Annotated in this window: 18 protein-coding genes; 4 read left to right on the forward strand and 14 right to left on the reverse strand. The window is 68.1% G+C overall.

The window, feature by feature from the left end:
• Positions 1 to 25: 25 nt before the first annotated feature.
• Both LR948_RS00970 and LR948_RS00975 read left to right on the forward strand, forming a co-directional pair.
• Positions 26 to 1333, forward strand: coding sequence for a DUF3131 domain-containing protein (locus LR948_RS00970; RefSeq protein WP_232752046.1), 1308 nt, complete (start codon positions 26 to 28; stop codon positions 1331 to 1333).
• Complete coding sequence (locus LR948_RS00975; RefSeq protein WP_232752047.1) at positions 1330 to 2193, forward strand: hypothetical protein; 864 nt, start codon at positions 1330 to 1332, stop codon at positions 2191 to 2193. The genes LR948_RS00970 and LR948_RS00975 overlap by 4 nt, the downstream gene beginning before the upstream one ends.
• Before the next feature lie 12 nt (positions 2194 to 2205).
• Here LR948_RS00975 and LR948_RS00980 read toward each other — a convergent pair whose 3' ends face one another.
• Positions 2206 to 3426 carry a CsgG/HfaB family protein gene (locus LR948_RS00980; RefSeq protein ID WP_232752048.1) on the reverse strand — a complete coding sequence of 407 codons (1221 nt, stop codon included), beginning with the start codon at positions 3424 to 3426 and terminating at the stop codon, positions 2206 to 2208.
• 144 nt (positions 3427 to 3570) lie between these two features.
• On the opposite strand from LR948_RS00980, the gene LR948_RS18965 reads away from it, so the two are divergent.
• Positions 3571 to 4062, forward strand: a complete 492-nt coding sequence (locus LR948_RS18965) for an OmpA family protein (protein WP_370634862.1) — start codon at positions 3571 to 3573, stop codon at positions 4060 to 4062.
• Positions 4059 to 4883 (forward strand): caspase family protein, encoded by an 825-nt coding sequence (locus LR948_RS00985; RefSeq protein WP_232752049.1) that lies wholly within the window; start codon positions 4059 to 4061, stop codon positions 4881 to 4883. The genes LR948_RS18965 and LR948_RS00985 overlap by 4 nt, the downstream gene beginning before the upstream one ends.
• 269 nt (positions 4884 to 5152) lie before the next feature.
• On the opposite strand, the gene LR948_RS00990 is transcribed toward LR948_RS00985, so the two are convergent.
• The 13 genes from LR948_RS00990 to LR948_RS01050 all read right to left on the reverse strand — a co-directional run bounded on the left by LR948_RS00990 (position 5153) and on the right by LR948_RS01050 (position 20461).
• A complete protein-coding gene (locus LR948_RS00990; RefSeq protein WP_232752050.1) occupies positions 5153 to 6676 on the reverse strand; it encodes a class I adenylate-forming enzyme family protein in 1524 nt (507 codons plus the stop codon).
• Between the two features lie 25 nt (positions 6677 to 6701).
• Positions 6702 to 7727 carry a nitronate monooxygenase family protein gene (locus tag LR948_RS00995; RefSeq protein ID WP_232752051.1) on the reverse strand — a complete coding sequence of 342 codons (1026 nt, stop codon included), beginning with the start codon at positions 7725 to 7727 and terminating at the stop codon, positions 6702 to 6704.
• Positions 7728 to 8187: 460 nt separating this feature from the next.
• A complete protein-coding gene (locus LR948_RS01000) occupies positions 8188 to 8976 on the reverse strand; it encodes an oxepin-CoA hydrolase, alternative type (protein ID WP_232752052.1) in 789 nt (262 codons plus the stop codon).
• A complete protein-coding gene (locus LR948_RS01005) occupies positions 8973 to 9398 on the reverse strand; it encodes a PaaI family thioesterase (RefSeq protein ID WP_232752053.1) in 426 nt (141 codons plus the stop codon). The genes LR948_RS01000 and LR948_RS01005 overlap by 4 nt, the downstream gene beginning before the upstream one ends.
• Positions 9395 to 10525, reverse strand: coding sequence for an acyl-CoA dehydrogenase family protein (locus LR948_RS01010; RefSeq protein WP_232752054.1), 1131 nt, complete (start codon positions 10523 to 10525; stop codon positions 9395 to 9397). The genes LR948_RS01005 and LR948_RS01010 overlap by 4 nt, the downstream gene beginning before the upstream one ends.
• Before the next feature lies 1 nt (position 10526).
• Positions 10527 to 11723 (reverse strand): acyl-CoA dehydrogenase family protein, encoded by a 1197-nt coding sequence (locus LR948_RS01015; protein WP_232752055.1) that lies wholly within the window; start codon positions 11721 to 11723, stop codon positions 10527 to 10529.
• A gap of 16 nt (positions 11724 to 11739) precedes the next feature.
• Positions 11740 to 12915, reverse strand: coding sequence for an acetyl-CoA C-acyltransferase (locus LR948_RS01020; protein ID WP_232752056.1), 1176 nt, complete (start codon positions 12913 to 12915; stop codon positions 11740 to 11742).
• Between the two features lie 13 nt (positions 12916 to 12928).
• The gene (locus tag LR948_RS01025; protein ID WP_232752057.1) at positions 12929 to 15025 is read right to left on the reverse strand and encodes an FAD-dependent oxidoreductase; all 2097 of its coding nucleotides are present in this window, start codon (positions 15023 to 15025) and stop codon (positions 12929 to 12931) included.
• 26 nt (positions 15026 to 15051) lie between these two features.
• Entirely contained in the window at positions 15052 to 15894 is an 843-nt protein-coding gene (locus tag LR948_RS01030) for an IclR family transcriptional regulator (RefSeq protein ID WP_232752058.1), read from the reverse strand.
• Positions 15895 to 15902: 8 nt separating this feature from the next.
• Entirely contained in the window at positions 15903 to 17240 is a 1338-nt protein-coding gene (locus LR948_RS01035; protein ID WP_232752059.1) for a TRAP transporter large permease, read from the reverse strand.
• 4 nt (positions 17241 to 17244) lie between these two features.
• Positions 17245 to 17754 (reverse strand): TRAP transporter small permease, encoded by a 510-nt coding sequence (locus LR948_RS01040; RefSeq protein WP_232752060.1) that lies wholly within the window; start codon positions 17752 to 17754, stop codon positions 17245 to 17247.
• Positions 17755 to 17845: 91 nt separating this feature from the next.
• Positions 17846 to 18895: a C4-dicarboxylate TRAP transporter substrate-binding protein gene (locus tag LR948_RS01045; RefSeq protein WP_232752061.1), complete on the reverse strand. Its 1050-nt coding sequence runs from the start codon at positions 18893 to 18895 to the stop codon at positions 17846 to 17848.
• A 708-nt stretch (positions 18896 to 19603) separates the two neighbouring features.
• Positions 19604 to 20461, reverse strand: coding sequence for a helix-turn-helix domain-containing protein (locus LR948_RS01050; protein WP_370634863.1), 858 nt, complete (start codon positions 20459 to 20461; stop codon positions 19604 to 19606).
• Positions 20462 to 20499 lie beyond the last annotated feature (38 nt).

Below are 20499 nucleotides of genomic sequence, written 5' to 3' on the forward strand. Positions count from 1 at the left end.
CAACACAGTTAGGGAGAGCACGCCCATGCCCGCGCTTCGGCCCGCCCATCGCAGCAGCCTCCTCTTCATCTTGGGTCTTTGCCTCGCAGCTGCTTTCGCCGTGCTGTCCGACGGCGCCAGACATCACGCGGCGCGCGCCGATGCGGCCTCGCTTGCCCCCAATGCGGCCACGCTGCCGCTCACCGCACCACGCGCCCTTACCCCCGAGGACCGCGCCGCCGCGCGCAGGGCCTGGCGCTATTTCGACACACAGACCCGCTCCCAGACCGGCCTCGTCGATTCCGTCGCCGGCTTCCCCTCAACCACGCTTTGGGACCAGGGTTCCTACCTCCTCGCGCTTGTCTCCGCCCGCCGCCTCGGTCTCCTCCCTGAAAGCGAATTCGCTCAACGCATCCAGTCGCTTCTCACAAGCCTCGAGGACCTGCCGCTCTTCGAAGGCAAATTGCCAAACAAGGTTTACGACACCCGCAGCCTCGTCATGGTCGATTACGACAACACTCCGCAACCCGAGGGCATCGGCTGGTCCGCGCTCGACATGGGCCGGATGCTCATGGCGCTGCGCGTCCTCGAGTCGGCCGAACCAAAGCTGTCACCGCGGATCCGCGCCTTGCTCGCAAGCTGGGATCTGACCGCCATGACCAAGAACGGCGAGCTCTGGGGCGCGATCCGCGAAGATGGCGTCACACGCCTCCGGCAAGAGGGCCGCCTCGGCTACGAACAATACGCCGCCCGCGCCGCCACGCTCTGGGGTCTCGACGTCATCCCCGCCGCCTCGGTCCGCCGCGTCCTCGACTGGCGCGAAGTGCAGGGGATCGAGGTGCCCGTCGACACCCGCCGCGCCAGCGCCTTCCGCGCGATCACCCCGATCCTGAGCGAACCCTTCCTGCTGCAAGCGCTTGAACTCGGCCTCGACAGCGAAACGCGCCTTCTGGCCGAGGCCGTCTACCGCGCCCAGGAAGCCCGCTACCACGCCACCGGCCATCTGACCGCGGTCTCCGAAGATCACCTCGACCGCCCACCGCATTTCCTCTACGCCACTGTCTTCTCCAACGGCCGGCCCTGGGCCGTGGTCGACGAAGACGGCGGCTTCCACCCCGCTTTGCGCAGTCAAAGCGTCAAGGCCAGTTTCGGCTGGGACGCGCTCTACGACACGGACTATACGGGTCGCCTGCGCGACAAAATCCACACCATCGGTGCACCCGAGCGCGGCTGGCCCGCGGGCATCTACGAGGCCGACGGTGGCGTGAACGCCGCGTATACCTTGAACACCAACGCGGTCGTGCTCGAAGCGGTACATTACATGGCATATGGCCCGCTATGGAGCTTGCAATGACCGCGCAGGTCGCAATGTCCGTGGCCAAAGCACGTGTGCTGTCTCGAGCGCGCCCTAGGAAACCTCGAAATTCGAGCCAACGGCGACTGAACGTTGGGTCACACAAGCCGCTACCGAGACGCGCCAGGGCGCTCGCCCTTGCAACGACTTTGGCACTTCAGCCTCCCAGCATTCTTCAGGCCGAAACCGCGCCAACGAACTGGCTTCTGATTGAAGCCCGGAGCCTGCCCATCACTTGTCACCAACCTCTGGAATGCCTGCCAGACAGCACATTGATCTTGCGGAATCTCGTGCAGACCGCACCGGAGGAGCGTGAAGCCCTGACCCTTTTTCTAAACCGCATTGCGGCCATCCGCAGCGTGCCGCCGATGTCGCAGCCTTTAGAACCGGCGACTCTTCAGTTCACACAAATCAACCAGTTCTTGCATGACCTGCCCCAGGCTGAGCGCATAGATCTGTTGAAAGCACACCCAGGCGTCTTCCTTGACGAAGAGGCGCTCTTGGCCAACTCCGGCACAGCTCTTCACGCGAACCAACTTCGCGAAGCCCTACTGGCAGGCGGGGTACCCCTGCTAACCAAATCGCAATGGCAGGCCCTACCCGGCCGTCCAAAACTCACGTTACGCTTTGCCCCACGCAGCGAATCCGCGGGGTGCATCATCCCGTTTTCGATGACGCTGTCGCTTATAGAGGAAGCCGCTCTCTTGCGAAATCCGAAATTGAAGGTCTCGGCCACAGTTTGGTCAAAGACCTCGCGGCAAAACCTTGCGAACCTCAACCACACGCCGGAGCATGCGCTCTCTGATGTCATTTCCGCTTTCATCTCGGATTGGCAGAACGCGAAGGTGGCAAGAGACTAACCTCCGGAAGCTTTAGAGGTCCTTAAGAAAATACCCGATATCGCGATACCCTTCGGGCGGTTCGATTGCTTCGCCGACATTTCTGGTAGACTCACTCGTTACCACCTTGAGTCTTGCCCCAGAGTTCGTCGGAACCGGTTTAACCGGTGTGTGGGCGCGCGCATTTCTTTTTGCAACGGCAACTCGCAGCGCCTGAAGTGTATCGAAGTCCGGCTCACCGCTCGCGATAAGCCCTACCTCTGCCTGGAACTTTGCGATGGCCCGGCTCACAGCAACCCGGTCCCGATTGGCGCTCACATTTCTCGCACTTGGAGCTCCGGGTAATCGGTCCAGCTGAGCCAAGTGCTTCGCCGCTTCACGGCGCTGAGCCGTTCCCGGTCGCGCATGGTGTGCTTGTTCTGCCCGTGCAGCACGCCGCGCGTCCGTTTCAGGTCGAGCCAGGCACTCCCAATAGGGCACCTCTGCGAAGCGCCCCAAAAGTTCCAGAACCCCCAGTTCGATCAAATTGCGCGCGGCTTGGCCATTGCTCTCCAGACGATCGACCTGAAGCGCAAGACCCAATGTGCCTTCGGTCACAAGGCCGGTCAGGCCTGTCCCAAACCCACGCCGCGTCACCACCATGGAGTTGCTGACCGAAGCACCCGGAAGCACTTCGCGCGAGGGATAGCGGACAAGATGCAAATCCACCGTCACGACGGATTTCGACCGGCTGACACTTCCTCCAAGCTCTGCGAGCCCGCGCTCGGGCTTGTCGAACGGCGTGTAGTCGAGATTCACCCGGCCGCTTTGCACACCGTTGTCCAATTGGCTGATCGCCCCACGGATGTAGTAGTCAGGTGTTGGAGGGCGGTGTTTCAGCTTCGGGTCGATTGTCTGCAGTTCGAATAGCGATCCTTCCCGGATCAATGGTTGATCCAAGAAAACAAAGGCTTGGCTGCGCCGGTTCATCTGATTCACGGCATTGATCAGCATGTCGTCAGCCGCCACCGGCACCTGCTTGGTCCGGTCATAAATCGGTGTGGACGACAGCCGAACGGCGGGACGACCGCGAGCGGTCAAAAGTCCGTCCATGCACTGCAGTGATGGCGTGAACGACGTGAAATTCCGTGCCACCGGCGTTTTCGGCTGCGCGGCCACGGGCGCGAGACGATCGACGCGCCCGCAGGCCGCGAGAGCCGCGCAGAGGAAAAAGCCCACGTTCAGCAGGCGCAAGATGACGCGCAATCGCTCCATGGGAAAGAAGCCTAGAGACAAAGACTTAAGTCGGGATGAATCGCTACGGCAGCTTCTCGGAAACGAAGGCTTAAGACATCGGCCCTAGGCTCATCCTCCAAGATGAGTCGGTTTGCCCTCTCCCTAGCCCTGCTCTGGCTGAGTATGACGCCTGCCTTTGCCGAGTTGCCGCAGTTACCGGTTGCCGCGGATCGTTGTGCGATCGGCTTCGCCTTGACTGGCCGACCAATAGAAGGCTGTGCCCCGCCGGAGCCGCGCGAAGCCATTCCGCGAAGCCTCCCTTCTCCAGGGGGCTACGCGGTGCAGTTCGGCTTCGACCAGCATCAGCTGTCCGATGCCTCCCGCGCGCATCTCGATCGCTTGGCCTCAATTCTGCAGGGTCAACTGACCGAGCTCTGCATCCTTTTGCGTGGCCACGCCGATACGACCGGGCCCGCGCAATACAATATGCAGCTGTCTAGGGCGCGCGCGCAGAGAGTGCGCCTATATCTCTCCGGCCCCAGGCAAATCCCGGACTGGCGATTACGCAGCGAGGGCCTGGGGGAAACCGCGACGCTTCCTGGCCTATCCGGGCGTGACCCGCGCAACCGCCGCGTCGAAATCCTGGCGCGACCAAGTGGCGGATCATGTCCATGAGAAGGCGTCACTTTTTCGCTGCGTTAGCTGGCGCCGCCTTGGGGGTGTGCCCTTCGGTCACCGCCGCGCGCGCACACCACGTTGCATCGCCCGCGTCGGATCTTGGACCCGTTGCCGCGCTTTCCGTTGGCGTGTCGCAGTACCAATACGCCGCGCCACTTCCGTCGGCCAAAGCCGATGCTTTTCTTGTGGCGCGCAGCTTGACCGACTTGGGATTCGATACTGAGTTGTTGCTCGATCCAGGCGAGGCAGAGCTCCGTCGGGCGGTGGAGCGGCTCCGACAGCGCGCCGCCAAGTGTAAGGTCGTGATCCTCTATGTCGCGGCACATGGGGTCATGACAAATGGCACGTGCCGCATTATTCCAGCCGACGCTCCTGTAGGACCTACCGGCCTGAGCCGCAGCACCTCGGAGACTGAAATCAGCCAGAGCCTGTCCGATCGGCCCCGACAAAAACTGCTTTTCCTTGATGCGTGCCGAGGGGTGGGAGGCTGCTCCGACGACAGTGCCGTCGCCCGGCAACCAACCACAGGAAAGAGTAGAACGCCGACCTCTCCAGTCTTTGGAGCAGCCGGGCAAATGGTCTGCTATGCATCGCAGCCGGGGGGGCAAGCCGAGGATGGCATGTCTCGAAACAGCCCTTTCGCGAGCGCTTTGGTCGAGGCCCTTGCCCAGCCTGGATTGGAGATCTACGAGGTGACGCGGCGGCTGCGGCTCAACGTTCTGCGCGCAACGGCGGGGCGCCAGATTCCTTGGGAACGCTCGTCCCTTCTACTGCCTGTGACCCTAAATCCGGTCGCTGCGCAGGAAGTCTTACAGTGACTTGGCTGGCGAAGGTGCAAAGAGCTTGGGACGGGCTGTGCCGAGCCAAGGCCCGCGCCAACACTTGCTGTGGCGCTGGTCGACGACGATTGCGAGAACGGCACGCCATTTCCCATTCGCTCGCTGAAAACCTTCGCGGTCTGTTCAAAAGCGACGAGGCTCGGCTGACCGAGGCGCACTCCGTTTGCGGACACGCAACCGCCCCTGCGTCAGATTGCGCGCCGACCAGTGAGCGAGGGCCAGCGCCTCACGCGCTGACCCCAATGCCTTTACCCGACCTCTTCCGTCTCGATCCGCTCGGCAAAAACCTCCAGCAGCTTGTGCTTCAGGATCTTCCCGGTCGCCGCGGCGGGCAGGGCATCGACGATGAAAATCCGCGAGGGGCGCTTGTAGCCGGTCAGCTGGGCGCGGGTGAACTCCGCAAGCTCTTTGCTGGTCACTGCGTCCGGGCGGGTGATCTGACAGAAGGCCAGGACCTCCTCGTCGCCGCGGATGGCGCGGCCGACGACCGCGCTCTGCACCACGGCGGGGTGGTCGTTCAGGGCCGCCTCGACCTCGGGCGGATAAACGTTGAACCCACCGCGGATGATCAGCTCCTTCGACCGCCCGACGATGTGCAGCCGACCCTCGGCGTCGATCCGCCCGAGGTCGCCGGTGCGCATGAACCCGTCCGGGGTGATCGCCTGAGCGGTCGCCTCAAGGTTCCGGTAGTATCCCTTCATGATGTGCGGCCCGCGGGTCAGCACCTCGCCGACGCCGGCTTCGGCGCCAACCGTTTCGTCCAGCGCGACCTCGACGCCCGGCAGCGGCGGGCCCACGGAAATATCCGGGTCGCCCAGGGCGTTGCGCGTGCCGCTGACCCCGGCGGTGGTCTCGGTCATGCCGTAGCCGTTCTGCAAGGGCAGTCCGTAGAAGGCCTCGGCCTTGCGCTTCCAGGCAGGATCAAGCGGCGCCGCGCCGGAGGAGACATAGCGCAGCCGCCTGCTGCCCAGCGTCTCGTGCCCGTGTTCGGCGGCATAGGCCATCAAGAGCGCATGCATCTGCGGCACGGCGGGCACGACGGTCGCCCCCCGGGTCAGCGCGTTGTAGAGCGCTTCGGCCGAGAAGCGCGCGGCAAGCTCCACGGTGCAGCCGGCGCGGGCCGAGGCCATGAGCATGGAGGCCATGCCGAAGACATGGGTCATCGGCAGCGCGCCATAGACGTGATCGCCCGGCGCCAGCTCGCGCAGGTCGCGGCTGGCGGTGGCGGCGAACACCAGGTTGCCATGGCTCAGCATCACGCCCTTGGGCGCGCCGGTGGTGCCGGTGGTATAGAGCATGACGGCAACCTGGTCGGCGCCGGCCTCCTCGGGCTCGGGCGCGCCACCGGGGCCAGCCGCGCGCTGCAACTCGCCCCAGGTGACGGCGCAGGCTTCGGCACTCGCCGCCTCGGCATGGGCGCGGGCCTCCTTCGAAACGCCGGTGGTGTAGAAGACCGCGCGCGGCTCGGCGTGGGCGGTGACGCGGGCGATCTCGTGCCCAGAGAGGCGCGCGTTGACCGGCACGGCCCAGGCCGACAGGCGGCTCGCGGCCATGACCAAGGCCGCGACGGCAAAGCAGTTCTCGGCGACGATCAGAACCCGGTCGCCGGCGGTCACGCCGGCCTCGGCCATGAGACCGGCGGCCTCTTCGCTGGCGCGGGCGTAATCGGCCCAGCTGTAGCGCGTTCCGTCGGCGTCGATGATCGCGGCCTCCTCGGGGCGCGCCTCGACATGGGGGGTGAGCATCTGGTGGATGCGCGTGATGCGGCTCATGGTGGTCTCTCCTCCCTCCGGTGGGTCAGGCCGCGCCCGAAAGCGCGCCCGCGCGGGGCGCCTCGGGACGCAGACGGCGCAACGCCGTCAGGGCCTGGGTTTCCAGTTCCGCGACGATCTCGGCCAGGGGCGCGGCGCGATGGGTCAGCCCCAGCGCCTGGCCCGCCGACAGCATGCCTTTCGAGGTATCGCCGCTTTCATAGGCCGCGCGCCCGATCTTGCCCGAGACATGCGGCATCAGGGCCTCGATGCCGATATCCGGGGTCTCGCGTTCGAGCCGGGCCACGGTTTCGGTGGTCTCGTTCTTCAGGGTGCGGATGGTGTTGCGCACGCTCTGCATTGTCAGCGCCGTGTCGCGTTCATTGGCCGCCGCGAGCGCCGCCTTGTAGCCGTCATGGGCCGGAACCTCGTCGGCCACCAGGAAGCGGGTGCCGATCACCACCCCGGAGGCGCCGGCGGCCAGGGCCGCGACGATCTGCGTCCCGCTGCCGATGCCGCCCCCGATCAGGAAGGGGATCTCCAGCCGTTCCTCGGCCAGGGCGAGGTTCACCATGGAGCCCACGAGGTCCATGCCCGGGTGGCCGCCGCATTCGGCGCCGACGATGGAGACCATGTCCACGCCCACCGACTGGGCTTTCACCGCGTAACGCACGGAGGGCACCTTGTGGATCACCGTGACGCCGGCGTCCTTGAGGATCGGCAGGAAAGGTTCGGGGTTGCGGCCCGAGGTTTCGACCACGCGGACGCCCTCTTCCACGATCAGTCGGAAGACCTCTTCGGTGCGCTCGCCGGGCACCAGCTTCGGCAGCATGGAGACATTGACGCCGAAGGCATGGGGACCGGCTGCTTCGCGGCAGCGGCGGATCTCGGCGCGCAGCTCGGCGGGGTCGGGGAAGGAGGCGGCGGTCAGGAAGGGCAGCACCCCGGCGCGGGCGGCGGCGGCGGTATAGCCGGCCTCGGCGAGCCACATGAGGCCACCGGCCACCACGGGCAGACGCAGCCCGAATGCCCGGGTGAGCGGGGTCTCGAGGGCGGGATCGGCTGGGGTCATGTGGGGGCTCCTGGGGCAGCGGTGGGTTTTGGAGGATTAAGGCGATGAGAGATTGGATCAGGGGCGGAGCTTCGGTCGGGTTGGCGCTGGCCCGAAAGGCGGTGCAACCGGCTTATGTCGAGGCTCGTCGGTGGGTGCTTAACCTTGCGGCGCGGCTCCGACGCTTTGACGATCCTCGCGGTCCCGGGACGCGGCTCCGATGTTTCGGCACGCCTCGCGGCCTCGGAGCGCGGTACCGATGCCTCGGCAATCTTCGCGGCCCCGAAGCACGGCTTCAAAGCTGCGGAGACGCTCGCGGCCCCGGAGCGCCGCTCCGAATCTTCGGCGACCCTCGCAGCCGCGACGCGCAGCTCCGAAGCTGCTGCGATCCTCGCGGCCCCGAAGCAGACCTCATCGCCAACAGCCCCCATCGCACCAGCCACCCAGGCCCGCGCGCTGCTCCGTTCTGCCGCCCCGCAGCTCACCGCTGCCCTCGGCCCGCGAAGTCCGGGCGGCGCTTGTCGAGGAAGGCGCCGATGCCCTCGCCCGCCTCGTCCCCGGCGATGCTGCGGGCCATGGCGTCGCGTTCGGCGTCGAGCTGGTCGGCGAAGGACGTGGTGGCGGCGGCGTGCACCAGCTCCTTGATCGTGCCCTGGGCGCCGCGGGGGCCGCGGGCCAGGCGGTCGGCGATGCCCATGGCACCGTCGAGCGTCGCGCCCGGGGCCGCAAGCGCGTTCACAGCGCCGAGCTCGGCCAGCCGTTCGGCGGAAAGCGCATCGCCCAGGATCAGCATCTCCGAGACCAGCGCCCGGGGCAGCGCCGCGGCGAGCGAGGCGGTCAGCCCGCCGTCGGGCGTCAGGCCCGCGCGCACATATGCGCCCGAGACTCGCGCGCCTTCAGAGGCGACCAGGAAATCGCAGGCGAAGGCCAGCGAGGCCCCTGCCCCGGCGGCCCCGCCTTCGATCGCGGCGATCCAGGGCACGGCGCTGCCGCGGATGGCGCGCACCAGGTCGTGCAGCGCCTCGATCCGCTCGCGGCGGCCCGCCTCGGGCAGCTCGCGCCTGGTGGCCAAGAGAGTCAGATCCCCGCCCGAGCAGAAGAACCCGCCCGCGCCCCAAAGCGTGACCGAGGTGATGCGCGGCTCGAGCGCCAGGCGCGCGGCATCCTCGATGGCGCGATAGAAGTCCTCGGAGAGCGCGTTCCGCCGGGTCGGGTTGTCGTTGACCACGACGATCCGGTCGCCGCGGTCCTCGATATGGGCCAGGCTCATGCGTCGCCTCCCTGGGCCAACTTCTCGGGCGGCACCCGCTTGAAGACGCCGGTCGCCGTGGCGATCAGCCGGCCGTCGGCGGCGGTCAGATCGGCGGCGATGAACAGGAGCGACTTGCCCCCGCCGGTGACCCGCGCGGTGGCGGTCAGCGCGTCGCCCTGTTCGGCGGCGGCCAGGAAGTTGGTGGTCAGCGAGATCGTCAGGAAAGGCGCGCGGCCCCGGGGATCGACGGTCAGGCTGGCCGTCGCCCCCATGGCATTGTCGAGCAGCACCGCGGCGATGCCGCCGTGCAGCACCCCGTGCCGGTTGGCATGACCCGCGCCGACCTCGAGGTGGCAACGCGCAGAGCCGTCACCCTGCCCGACGTCGAGCACGTAGCCCAGGCTGCGCTGCGCGCCGGTTTCGCCCTCGATCACGCTCATGCCGCGCTGAGCCGGATGAAGCGCTCGAGGTGGAAGTCGCTGTCGCCGAAGCGATGGTCGACCATGGTCAGGCGCTTGGCGAAATGCCCCAGCGCGTATTCCTCAGTCATGCCGATGCCGCCGTGCATCTGGATCGACTCCTCGACCACCAGCCGGCCGGCGCGACCGATCAGGTTCTTCGTCGCGCTGACGTGGCGCTCGCGGGTGACCCGGTCGGCCTCGAGATGGCCGGCGAGATTGATCACCGCCGAACGCGCCTGTTCGATCTCGATCAGCACGTCGGCCATGCGGTGCTGCAGCGCCTGGAACTTGCCGATCGGCTTGCCGAACTGCTTGCGGCCCTGGAGGTAGTCGACGGTCAGACCGCGGATCGTCTCCATCAGGCCGAGCGCCTCGGCCGAAAGCGCGCAGGTGGCCCGGGCATGCACGGTCTCGAGCGCCTCATGCGCCGCACCCTCGGGGCCGATCAGCGCCGAGGCGGCAAGCGTCACATTCTCGAGCACCAGCTCGCCCGCGCGGCCGCCGCCGTTCAGCGGGTAGTCGCGCAGCGACAGCCCCTCGGTGCCCGCGGGCACCAGGAAGACCGAGATGCCTTCCGCATCGGCGGCCTCGCCCGAGGTGCGCGCGGTGACCACGAAGGCCTCGGCGGCGCTGGCGAAACCGACCACGGTCTTGCGGCCCGAGAGGCGCCAGCCCTCGCCCGAGGCCTCGGCCGTGGCGGCCACGTGGCTCAGGTCGTAGCGCGCGCCCGGCTCGGCATGGGCGAAGCCCAGGACCCTGCCGCCGATCGCGCTCTCGATGCGCTCGGCCTGGCCCTCGGGGTCGAGCTCGGCCAGGAGCCCCGCGGCCAGCACGCCGCTTTCGATCAGCGGGGTGACCGCGCCGGCGCGGCCGATCTCTTCGAAGACGGTGGTCAGGTCGAAACCGGCGCCGCCGAAGCCGCCCGCATCCTCGGGCAGAAGCGCGCCCATGACGCCCATCTCGGCGATGCCCTCCCAGAGGGTCGCGTCGAAGCCGGTCTCGCCCTCGGTGGCCTTGGCGGCGGCCTCGAAAGAGGCCGTGTCGGCCAGGTAGCGGCGCAGGCTGTCGGACAGCATCCGCCGTTCGTCGGTCAGCTCGAAGTTCATCTTACAGCTCCAGGATGGCTTTCGAGATGATCTGGCGCTGCACCTCGTTGGAGCCGCCATAGATCGAAAGCTTGCGGTTGTTGAAATAGCTCTGCGTCGCGGGCATCGCGTAGTCCGGGCCCACCGGCTCGACGTTGCTGCCTTCTTCCAGGGCCTCCGAGACGAAGGGCATGGCATAGGGGCCGACCGCCTGCCGCGTGAGCGCGTTGATCTCCTGGCGGATGACCGTGCCCTTGATCTTCAGCATCGAGCTTTCCGCCCCGGGCGCCTGGCCCGCGGCCGCCGCCGCGACGGTGCGCAGGTTGGTGGTGGCCATGGCCATGAGGTCGATCTCGACCTGGGCGATCTTGGCGGCGAAGAGCGCGTTCTGCGACAGCGGCAGCCCGCCCGACATCTCGCGGCCGGCGATGCGCTTCAGCTCCTCGAGCGCGGCGGTGGCGAAGCCCACACCCGCGATATTGGTGCGCTCGTGGGTCAGGAGATACTTGGCGTAGGTCCAGCCCTTGTTCTCTTCGCCGACGAGGTTCTCGGCCGGCACGCGGACGTTGTCGAACCAGACCTCGTTGACCTCGGCCTCGCCGTCGATCAGCACGATGGGCCGGACCTCGACGCCCGGGGTCTCCATGTCGATCAGCAGGAACGAGATGCCCTCCTGCGGCTTGCCCTCCTTGGAGGTGCGCACCAGGCAGAAGATCTTGTCGGCATGCTGGCCAAGCGTGGTCCAGGTCTTCTGGCCGTTGACGATGTAGTGGTCGCCGTCACGCTCCGCGGTGGTCTTGATCGAGGCCAGGTCGGAGCCCGCGCCGGGCTCGGAATAGCCCTGGCACCACCAGTCGGTGCCGTCGAGGATGCGCGGCAGGTAATGCGCCTTCTGCGCCTCCGAGCCGAACTTCATCAGGACCGGGCCCAGCATGTTGATGCCGAAGGGCACGATGCGGGGAGCGCGGGCGGCGGTGGTTTCCATCTCGAAGATGTGCCGCTCGACCGCGTCCCAGCCGGTGCCGCCGTGCTCCTTGGGCCAGGTCACGCCCAGCCAGCCCTTGTCGTTGAGGATGGCGTGCCATTCCTCGTAGTCGGCCTTGGTCAGCCGCTTGCCGCCTGCGACCTTGTCGCTGAGCCGCTTCGGCAGCTTCTCGGCCAGAAAGCTTCTCACCTCGTCGCGGAAGGCCTTCTGCTCGTCGGTATAGGCGAGATCCATGGTTCTCTCCTTTTGCTCAGAAAATCTCGAAGAGGCCCGCGGCGCCCTGGCCGCCGCCAACGCACATGGTCACCACGCCGAGCTTGGCGCCCCGGCGCTGACCCTCGAACATCAGGTGGCCGGTCATCCGCGCGCCGGTCATGCCGAAGGGGTGGCCCACGGCGATGGAGCCGCCGTCGACGTTCATGATCTCGTTGTCGATGCCCAGCCGGTCGCGGCAATACAGCGCCTGGCTCGCGAAGGCCTCGTTCAGCTCCCAAAGGTCGATGTCGCCGACCTTCAGCCCCTCGCGCTCAAGCAGGCGCGGCACGGCGAAGACCGGGCCGATGCCCATCTCGTCGGGCTCGCAGCCGGCCACGGCGAAGCCGCGGAAGCGGCCGAGCGGCTCGAGACCGGCCTTCTCGGCCTCCTTGGCGTCCATCATCACCAGCGCCGCGGCGCCGTCGGAAAGCTGCGAGGCATTGCCGGCGGTGATGAACTTGTCCTCGCCCTTGACCGGCTTCAGGCCCTGCAACGCCTCGAGCGTGGTCGAGGGGCGGTTGCACTCGTCCTGCGAGATGGTGACCTCCTGGTGGGTGACCTCGCCGGTCTCCTTGTCCTTGACCGCCTTGGTCACGGTCATCGGCACGATCTCGCGGTCGAAGCGGCCTGCTTCCTGGCCGGCGGCGGTGCGCATCTGCGACTGGTAGCCCAGTTCGTCCTGCGCGGCGCGGCTGACGTCGTAGCGCTGGGCCACGATGTCGGCGGTGTCGATCATCGGCAGGTAGAGGTCGGGCTTGTGCGACAGAACCCAGTCGTTCGGCGCCTCGTCCGGCGGCGGCTGCACGCCCGAGATCGACTCGATGCCGCCGACCAGGACCGCCTTGGCCCCCTCATGCGCGATCATGTGGCCGCCCATGGCGATGGCCTGCAGGCCCGAGGCGCAGAAGCGGTTGACCGTGGTGCCCGCGATGGAGACCGGCAGCCCGGCGCGGATCACCGCCTGGCGGGCGATGTTGCGGCCGGTGACGCCCTGCGGGTAGCCGCAGCCCCAGATCGAATCCTCGATCAGCGCCGGGTCGAGGCCCGCGCGGGCCACCGCCTCCTTGGCGACATGGCCGGCCATGTCGGCGCCATGGGTGATGTTGAAGGTGCCGCGCCCGGCCTTGCCGATGGCGGTGCGGGCGACGGATACGATGACGGGATCGTTCATGGCTCTCTCCTTCTCAGCCCTTGTCGTTCAGGCTGGCAAATGTGGCACTCTCGGCGACCAGGCGCTCGAGGAGCGGCGCCGGGCGCCAGAAGAAATCATCCTCGGTCGCGTAGCTCTTGATGTCTTCCAGAAGGCCCGCGAGGCCCGCCTCGTCGGCCCAGTGCATCGGCCCGCCGCGCCAGCGCGGGAAGCCGTAGCCGTAGAGGAAGGTCACATCGACATCGAGCGGACGGCGGGCGATGCCCTCCTCGAGGACCCGGGCGGCCTCGTTCACCAGAGCGGCCATGTAGCGGCGCTGGATCTCCGCCTCGGTGAAGTCGCGCGGGGTGACGCCGGCGTCGTCGCGGGCCTTGGCGACCAGCGCCTCGACCTCGGGGTCCTCGCTGCCGCCGCGCTTGCCCTCTTCGTAGATGTAGTAGCCGCGCCCGGTCTTCTGGCCGAGCCGTCCCAGGTGATAAAGCTCATCCGCCCAGGTCGGCACCACGTCGCGCGGGTCGCGGGTCGCGGCCTTGCGCTGGCGGGTGGCATAGCCGATGTCGAGCCCGGCCAGGTCGCCCATCTCGTAGGGGCCCATGGGCCAGCCGAAGGCCTTGACCGCGCGGTCGACCGCATAGGGCGAGGCGCCGGCCAGCACCATCCGGTCCGCCGCGGCGCGATAGGCCGAGAGGATGCGGTTACCGATGAAGCCGTCGCAGACGCCCGCGCGCACCGCCACCTTGCCGAGCTTCTTGGCCAGCGCAAAGGCGGTCGCGGTCACGTCGTTGGCGGTCTTGTCGGCGACCACCACTTCGAGAAGCTTCATCACATGCGCGGGCGAGAAGAAGTGCAGCCCGATCACGTCCTCGGGCCGCGAGGTCGCCTCGGCGATCTCGTTCACGTCGAGATAGGAGGTGTTCGTGGCCAGGATCGCGCCGGGCTTCATGATCTTGTCGAGCGTGGTGAAGACCTCGCGCTTGACGCCCATGTCCTCGAAGACCGCCTCGATGGCGAGGTCGGCCTCGAAGAGCGCCGCGTAGTCGGTCGCGGTGCGGAAGCTGTCCGAGAGGATGGCGTCGCGGCCCGCCTCGGAGAGCTTGCCGCGCTTCACCGCGCCGTCGAGGTTCTTGGTGATGGTCGCGGTGGCGCGCTCGGCGGCGGCGTCGTCGCGTTCGATCAGCGTCACGTCGAGCCCGCGCACCAGCGCGGCGGTGGCGATGCCCGCCCCCATGGTGCCGCCGCCGATCACGCCGAGCTTGCCGAAGTCGCGCGGGGCGACGCCCTCGATCTCGGGCAGCTTGGCGACCTTGCGCTCGATGAAGAAGGCATGGATCAGGCCGGCGCGCTGCGAGGTCTCCATCATCTCGCGGAAGATGCGGCGTTCCTCGTCGAGGCCCGGCGCGATCTCGAGACGGGTCGAGGCCTCCACCGCGTCGATGGCCGCCAGCCGGGCCACCTCGCCGCGGGCCTTCTTTTTCCAAAGCGCGCGCGCCTCGTCCAGGGCGGCGGCATCCTCTGCGGGGCACGGCAGCGCGCCCACCCGGCGCGGGCCCGCGCCCTCGGCGATGAGCGCCCGGGCGTAGTCGAGCCCGGCGGCGCGCGGATCACCCTCGCCCAGCTTGTCGGCAAGGCCCGCCTCGACGGCTTCCTCGGCCCCGAGGCTGCCGCCCGCGGGGATCATCGCGACCGCCGCCTTCACGCCAATGAGGCGCGGGGTGCGCTGGGTGCCGCCGGCGCCCGGGATGATGCCGAGGTTCACCTCGGGCAGGCCGAGCTTGGCGCCCTTCATGGCGACCCGGTAGTGACAGCCAAGCGCCACCTCGAGCCCGCCGCCAAGCGCCGCGCCCTGGATCGCCGCGACCACCGGCTTCTCGCAGGCCTCGATGTGGTTCACCACCTCCGGCAGCCAGGGATCCTTCGGCGGCTTGCCGAACTCCGAGATGTCGGCGCCGCCGATGAACAGCTTGCCCTCGCCCAGGATCAGCGCGGCCTCGGCCTCGGCGTCGCCCGAGAAGCGGTCGATCGCCTCCCAGAGACCCTGGCGCACCGCGTGCCCCAGCGCGTTGACCGGCGGGTTGGCGATGGTGATGACGGCGACCGCGCCGTCGCGTTCGTAACTAACCGGATGCGTCACGTCTGGCTTTCCTTTCCTCTCGGAGCTCAGTCCCGAACCGTCAGGCTCGAGCCCTGCCCCATGATGCGTTCCAATTCCTGCACCGCCTCGGCCAGTTTCGGGCCGAGGGTGCCGCGCATGCGCTCCACGCTCAGATCCTCCGGCAGCGCCCCGCAGGTGAAGATCACCGGTTCCGACAGGTCGCGGGACTGGAAGGGCCGCGCCACGGCGTGGATCGAGGGCGCGAAATATTCCTCGGGCTCGGTCAAGACGTAGCCCTTGGCGACCAGCTGGCCCCAGGCGGCGCGGCGGATCTGCTCGCCGCACTCCAGCGTCAGCCCCCGGTCGCCCGCCGCCGCGGCGACGGTTTCCTCGAAGAGCCCCTCGTCCATGGTGGCCAGCATGGCATGGCCCGAGGAGGAGCCGTGAAACGGGATGCGGTGCCCGACCTCGAGCCAGAGCGACGAAACCCCCTGCGGCCGCCAGGTCCGCACGATCAGGAGCTTGCGCCCGTCGCGCACCAGCATCAGCGCCAGCGTCCCGGTCTCGTCGGCCAGCCGCTGCATGATCGGCCCGGCCAGGTCCACGAAGGAGATCGAGGCCGAGGCGACATTGCCGAGCGCCAGGAGCGCCGGCCCCGGGCGGTAGCGGTCGTGCCGCCGGGCGTGGGTCAGGTAGCCCAGGCTCTGCAGCGTGAAGGTCAGCCGCGAGACGGTGGACTTCGGCAGGCCCGTGCGCTCGGCGATCTCGCCGTTGCCGAGCCCGTCGTCGCTGGCCCGGAAGGCCCGGAGCACCGCCAGCCCGCGCGCCAGCGTCTCGGCGAAGCGCCGGTCGCGCTGCGGCGGCTCGGGCGTCCGGGTCTCGGGGCTCTGGGTCTCGGGTCGCGCCATGCCGGGCCTCACATCGACGTCGGGATCAGGAGCGACAGGATCGGGAAGGCCATCAGCAGGGCCAGGACGATCACGTCGACCGACAGGAACCGCAGGATGCCCGAGAAGATCTTGTCGATCGGCACCTCGCGCCCGACCATGCCGGAGATCACGAAGACATTGAGGCCCACCGGTGGTGTGATCAAGCCGATCTCGAGCAGCTTGATGACCACCACGCCGAACCAGATCAGGTCCCAGCCGTAGCTTTCGACCAGCGGCACCATGAGCGGCAGGGTCAGCACCATGATCCCGATGGGATCGAGGAACATGCCCAGGAGCAGGTAGATCGCCGCGATCGAGACCAGCAGGACCACCACCGACAGCTCCGCCTCGGTGACCGCCGAGACCACGTCGCCGGCAACGCCGGTCAGCGCGATGAAGGCCACGAAGATCTTCGCGCCGGCGGCGATGAAGAAGATCGAGGTGGTCTGGATCACCGTCTCGTGCAGCGCCTCCCAGAGCGCCCGGAAGGTCAGCTTGCGCTGCGCGAAGCCGATCAGCACCGCGGCGCTGACGCAGACCGCCGCGGCCTCGGTGGCGGTGAAGAACCCGCCGTAGATGCCGCCGACGATGATCACGAAGAGCGCCACCGCGGGCCAGGCGTCGCGCGCGGCCTGGAGCCGTTCAGCGGGCGTGATCGTGCCGGTGAAGGCCGGGGCCGCCGCGGGATCGCGCGCCACCCAGACCCAGATCACCAGGATGAAGCCCGCCAGGGTCAGAAGGCCGGGGATGATGCCCGCCAGGAACAGCGCCGAGATCGAGGTCTCGGTGAAGATCCCGTAGATGATGAACAGCACCGAGGGCGGGATCAGCGAACCGAGCGTGCCGCCCGCGGCCACCGAGGCCGTCGCCAGCCGCTTGTCGTAGCCCAGCCGCAGCATCTCGGGCGAGCAGATCCGCCCCATTGTCGAGGCGCAGGCGATCGAGGAGCCGGTGATCGCCGAGAAGCCGCCGCAGCCCACGACCGAGGCCATGGCCACGCCGCCGGGCACCTTGACCAGCCAGACGCGCGCGGCGTGGTAGATCTTGGTGGTGATCTCGGCGCGGTAGGCGATGTGCCCCAGCGCCACGAAGAGCGGGATCATCGACAGATCGTAGGAATGGATCAGGTCGAAGGAATTCGAAAAGACCAGGCTGGCCGTCGGGGTCAGCGCGCGCTCGGGCATGAACTCGCCGGTGCGCAGCGCGAACACCAGGAAGGTGCCGATGCTGGCCACGCCGGCCAGCGCGAAGGCGATCGGCACGCGCAGCGCCAGAAGCCCGATGACCGAGGCGAAGGCGACAAGACCGATGAGCGTTCCGTCCATGGGTTCAGCCCTCCTGATGCGGGTCGGCGGAGAGGATCGTCTCGCCTCGGCGGATGGTGCGGATGTCGCCGGCGACCATCAGCGCCAGGCGGATCCAGCAGATCGAGACACCGGCGAGGAAGAGCACCCGCCCGGGCCATTTCGGCAGGTTCAGATCGCCGTAGAAATAGGCCCCCGAGGACAACGCCGAGGTGACCTCTCGCCAGCCCGCCCAGATCAAGGGCGCCAGCGCCAGGAGCCCGAAGAGCGAGCCGAAGATCACCAGGAGGTCGCGCATCCGCACCGGCAGGCGGTTGGCGAAGACCTCGACGACGATATGGGCGCGGTTGGCGGTGGTGGCGGCCAGCGGCAGGATGATCGCGGCGACCATCAGCTCGCGGACGATGACGATGGCGTCCGGCACGGCGGCGTTGAAGCCCGCCCGCAGGATCACCGTCACGGTGATCAGGATCCCCAGTCCCAGCACCGCCAGGACAGAGAGATCCACCAGCAGCCGTTCGATGCGGCGCAGCATGGGTGACCTCGCTCGGAAAGGAATGTCGGGTACAAGGTGGGGGGAGCCGCGCGCCGGTGGGCGGCGCGCGGCCCGGAGAGGCGTCAGCCGATCAGCTGCCGCCGTTCTCCCAGGGGTAGCCCTCGGTGTCGCGCTCCTCGGCGTATTTCGCCAGGAGCTCCTTGTAGGTCGCGAGGATCTCCTCGCCGTCGAGGCCCATGCCGTTCACCTGCTCGACCCATTCGTCGACATAGGGCTTGCCGGCTTCCACCAGCTTGGCGCGGTCCTCGGCGGGCAGCTCGATGATCTCGACGCCCGCGTCCTTCATGGTCTGGATCGCCGCCTCGTTGTCGGCGGTGATCAGGCGGCCCAGTTCGTCCGACATCATCTTGCCGGCCTCGAGCAGGATCTCCTGCTGCTCGGCCTCGAGACGGTCGAAGGAATCCTTGTTCATGAAGATGCCCAGGGCGCCGGTCTGGCCCCAGTTCAGCATGGTGTAGCTGTCGATCACCTCCTGCTGCTTGAGCGCGGCGGTGGCGTAGGAATAGGTCTGCGAGCAGTCGATCAGCCCGGTGTCGAGACCCTGGTAGGCGTCATAGATCGACATCGGCACGAGGTTGGCGCCGAAATCGCCGAAGGTGTCGCCATAGGCGCCGACGCCGCGGACCTTGAGGCCCTCGATGTCCTCGACCGAGCGGATCGCGGTGCCCTGGCAGCCGATGTGCACCGCCGAGGTGGTGAAGGTGCCGAGGTAGACCAGGTTCTGCTCGGCCATGACCCGCTTCATGCCCTCGTTCGAGCGCATGATCTCGTCGGTGGCCTTCATGCCGACCCAGGCGTCCGCGTTCTCGAGCGGCATGTCGGCGATCCGGTAGGGGGCCATTTCCTTGGGGAAATAGACGGCGATGATGGTGCCCATGTCGGCCACGCCGTCGGCGATGCCCGAGAGCGCCGCGCCGGCCTTGAAGAGCGCCCCGCCCCACTGGATGTCGAGCGACATCTCGCCGCCGGACAGTTCCTCGACCTGCTCGGCGAAGAAGTTCAGCGATTCGCCGCGCGCGCCGCGGTTCGGGCCCGCCTCGCCGACAAAGAAGCTCTGGGCGCTGGCGCCGGTTGCGGCCACCATAAGGGCCCCCGCGAGTGCGGATTTCAGTACAGTCATGGTCTCCTCCCATTTCCACTGTGCGGAATTGTGTTTCACTTTGTAGATATGAGATGGCGCTGGGTCAACCCTGATGCGCGGCGCGCTCTGGGCTTCGGCGGGGGACGGCGCGCAGGCGGTTGGATTCGCTGGGGAAGTCGTGGGGAGCGGGGTTTGGGGGTGTTGGGCTGCGGGGCTGGTCGGGCGGGGATTGAGCGGGGTTTCGAGCGAAGCGTCCCCCGTGGCGCCCGCTCCCGACCCCCTCTCAACACGCCCCACCAGAGGGCGCGCACCGGACCGGGGGCCGGCGCCGCCTCACTCCGAGCTTTGCGCTTTATCCCTGCAAGGTCAGGACTAACGACGATCTATGCGTTTCGCCCACAAGAGCGCCGGCCCAAGGGGCCGGTCCGGCGCGCGCCCGGCACCTTCGGTGCTATTCGGGTGCAAGAGGCGCGAGCTTAAACGAGGCGCCTTGTTTGATGCGGCGTGTTGGTGGCGTGGTTGGACCGGGAGACCGAGGCTTAACCTGCAGTTCTCCCCTGCCCCCGATAATCCAATCCCATCGCCGCCACTTCGGGACCAAGACCGCGACGCCCCAAAGCGCCGCCTGCCCTCACGTCGTGATCCCTCCGACATCCGCAACGCGTCCCCCTTCCTTTGCCTTACTCCCCCTAGGGTGCGCACTCAGCGCCGCCACCGCACCCCGAGTGCCCACCCCACGCCACCCCCTCACCCCCGGTAAGCACTCGGCGACAACCCCATCACCCGCCGGAACACCCGCGAGAAATGCGAGGGATCCTCATAGCCCAGGTCATAGGAAATCTGCGACACCGGCCGCACCGTGTAGGCGAGCTGCCGGCAGGCCTCGGTCACCGTCGCCCGGTCGATCCAGGCCGAGGCCGAGATCCCCGCCGCCGCCCGGCAGATCCGCGTCAGATGCGTGGGCGACACCCCGAGCGCCCGCGCGTAATCCCCGGCCCGCCAGCGTTCGCGCAGATGCGCCTGCAGCAGCGTCTCGAAGCTCTCGATCAGCTGGATCTGCCGCGGCGAGCCGCCGGGCGCGGCGCGCGGGCGGGCCTGGCTGGCGGCCAGGCACAGGATCTCGCAGGCGATGGCGCGCAGGACCGGCGCGCGCAGCTCGCCCGGGCTCTCGTGCCAGCCGTGCAGCCGCCCGAAGGCCGCGACCAGCGGCGCGCTCGGCTCGAGGAAGGCAGGCTTGGCGAGCCGCGCCATCACCGTCTCGTCGCGGTAGCAGATGTCCGGCAGGGTCTCCGAGGGCACCGAGAGCACATAGCCCCGCATGCCCTGCGAGAAGCGGAAGCCGTGCACGTGGTCCGGCGGCACGTTCATCAGGACCGGGCGGGCGAACTCGCGCCGCACCCCGTCGATCCAGACCGAAAAGCGCCCCTCCTCGATCAGGATCAGTTGATGCAGCAGCGGATGGCGGTGCGTGCGGATCGTCCAGGCGTTCTCCGCCGCCCGGTCCGAGATCGTCTCGCAGTGCAGGACATCGGGAAAGCGCGCGCTCTCGCCGTATAGCGCGAAGCTGCGGATTTCCCGCCGGGATGTTCGATTCGTGCCGGAGATGGTTCTGCCCCGCCATGTTAACGAGTTGCCGTGCCGCT

The sequence above is a fragment of the Roseivivax sp. GX 12232 genome (genome assembly GCF_021272185.1).
Taxonomy (GTDB): Bacteria; Pseudomonadota; Alphaproteobacteria; order Rhodobacterales; family Rhodobacteraceae; genus Roseivivax.

What these genes read in the sequence shown, in the direction of transcription:
- LR948_RS00970 (WP_232752046.1), top strand. Translation starts at nt 26, where the DNA reads ATGCCCGCGCTTCGGCCCGCCCATCGCAGCAGCCTCCTCTTCATCTTG.
- LR948_RS00975 (WP_232752047.1), top strand. Translation starts at nt 1,330, where the DNA reads ATGACCGCGCAGGTCGCAATGTCCGTGGCCAAAGCACGTGTGCTGTCT.
- LR948_RS00980 (WP_232752048.1), bottom strand. Translation starts at nt 3,426, where the DNA reads ATGGAGCGATTGCGCGTCATCTTGCGCCTGCTGAACGTGGGCTTTTTC.
- LR948_RS18965 (WP_370634862.1), top strand. Translation starts at nt 3,571, where the DNA reads ATGACGCCTGCCTTTGCCGAGTTGCCGCAGTTACCGGTTGCCGCGGAT.
- LR948_RS00985 (WP_232752049.1), top strand. Translation starts at nt 4,059, where the DNA reads ATGAGAAGGCGTCACTTTTTCGCTGCGTTAGCTGGCGCCGCCTTGGGG.
- LR948_RS00990 (WP_232752050.1), bottom strand. Translation starts at nt 6,676, where the DNA reads ATGAGCCGCATCACGCGCATCCACCAGATGCTCACCCCCCATGTCGAG.
- LR948_RS00995 (WP_232752051.1), bottom strand. Translation starts at nt 7,727, where the DNA reads ATGACCCCAGCCGATCCCGCCCTCGAGACCCCGCTCACCCGGGCATTC.
- LR948_RS01000 (WP_232752052.1), bottom strand. Translation starts at nt 8,976, where the DNA reads ATGAGCCTGGCCCATATCGAGGACCGCGGCGACCGGATCGTCGTGGTC.
- LR948_RS01005 (WP_232752053.1), bottom strand. Translation starts at nt 9,398, where the DNA reads ATGAGCGTGATCGAGGGCGAAACCGGCGCGCAGCGCAGCCTGGGCTAC.
- LR948_RS01010 (WP_232752054.1), bottom strand. Translation starts at nt 10,525, where the DNA reads ATGAACTTCGAGCTGACCGACGAACGGCGGATGCTGTCCGACAGCCTG.
- LR948_RS01015 (WP_232752055.1), bottom strand. Translation starts at nt 11,723, where the DNA reads ATGGATCTCGCCTATACCGACGAGCAGAAGGCCTTCCGCGACGAGGTG.
- LR948_RS01020 (WP_232752056.1), bottom strand. Translation starts at nt 12,915, where the DNA reads ATGAACGATCCCGTCATCGTATCCGTCGCCCGCACCGCCATCGGCAAG.
- LR948_RS01030 (WP_232752058.1), bottom strand. Translation starts at nt 15,894, where the DNA reads ATGGCGCGACCCGAGACCCAGAGCCCCGAGACCCGGACGCCCGAGCCG.
- LR948_RS01035 (WP_232752059.1), bottom strand. Translation starts at nt 17,240, where the DNA reads ATGGACGGAACGCTCATCGGTCTTGTCGCCTTCGCCTCGGTCATCGGG.
- LR948_RS01040 (WP_232752060.1), bottom strand. Translation starts at nt 17,754, where the DNA reads ATGCTGCGCCGCATCGAACGGCTGCTGGTGGATCTCTCTGTCCTGGCG.
- LR948_RS01045 (WP_232752061.1), bottom strand. Translation starts at nt 18,895, where the DNA reads ATGACTGTACTGAAATCCGCACTCGCGGGGGCCCTTATGGTGGCCGCA.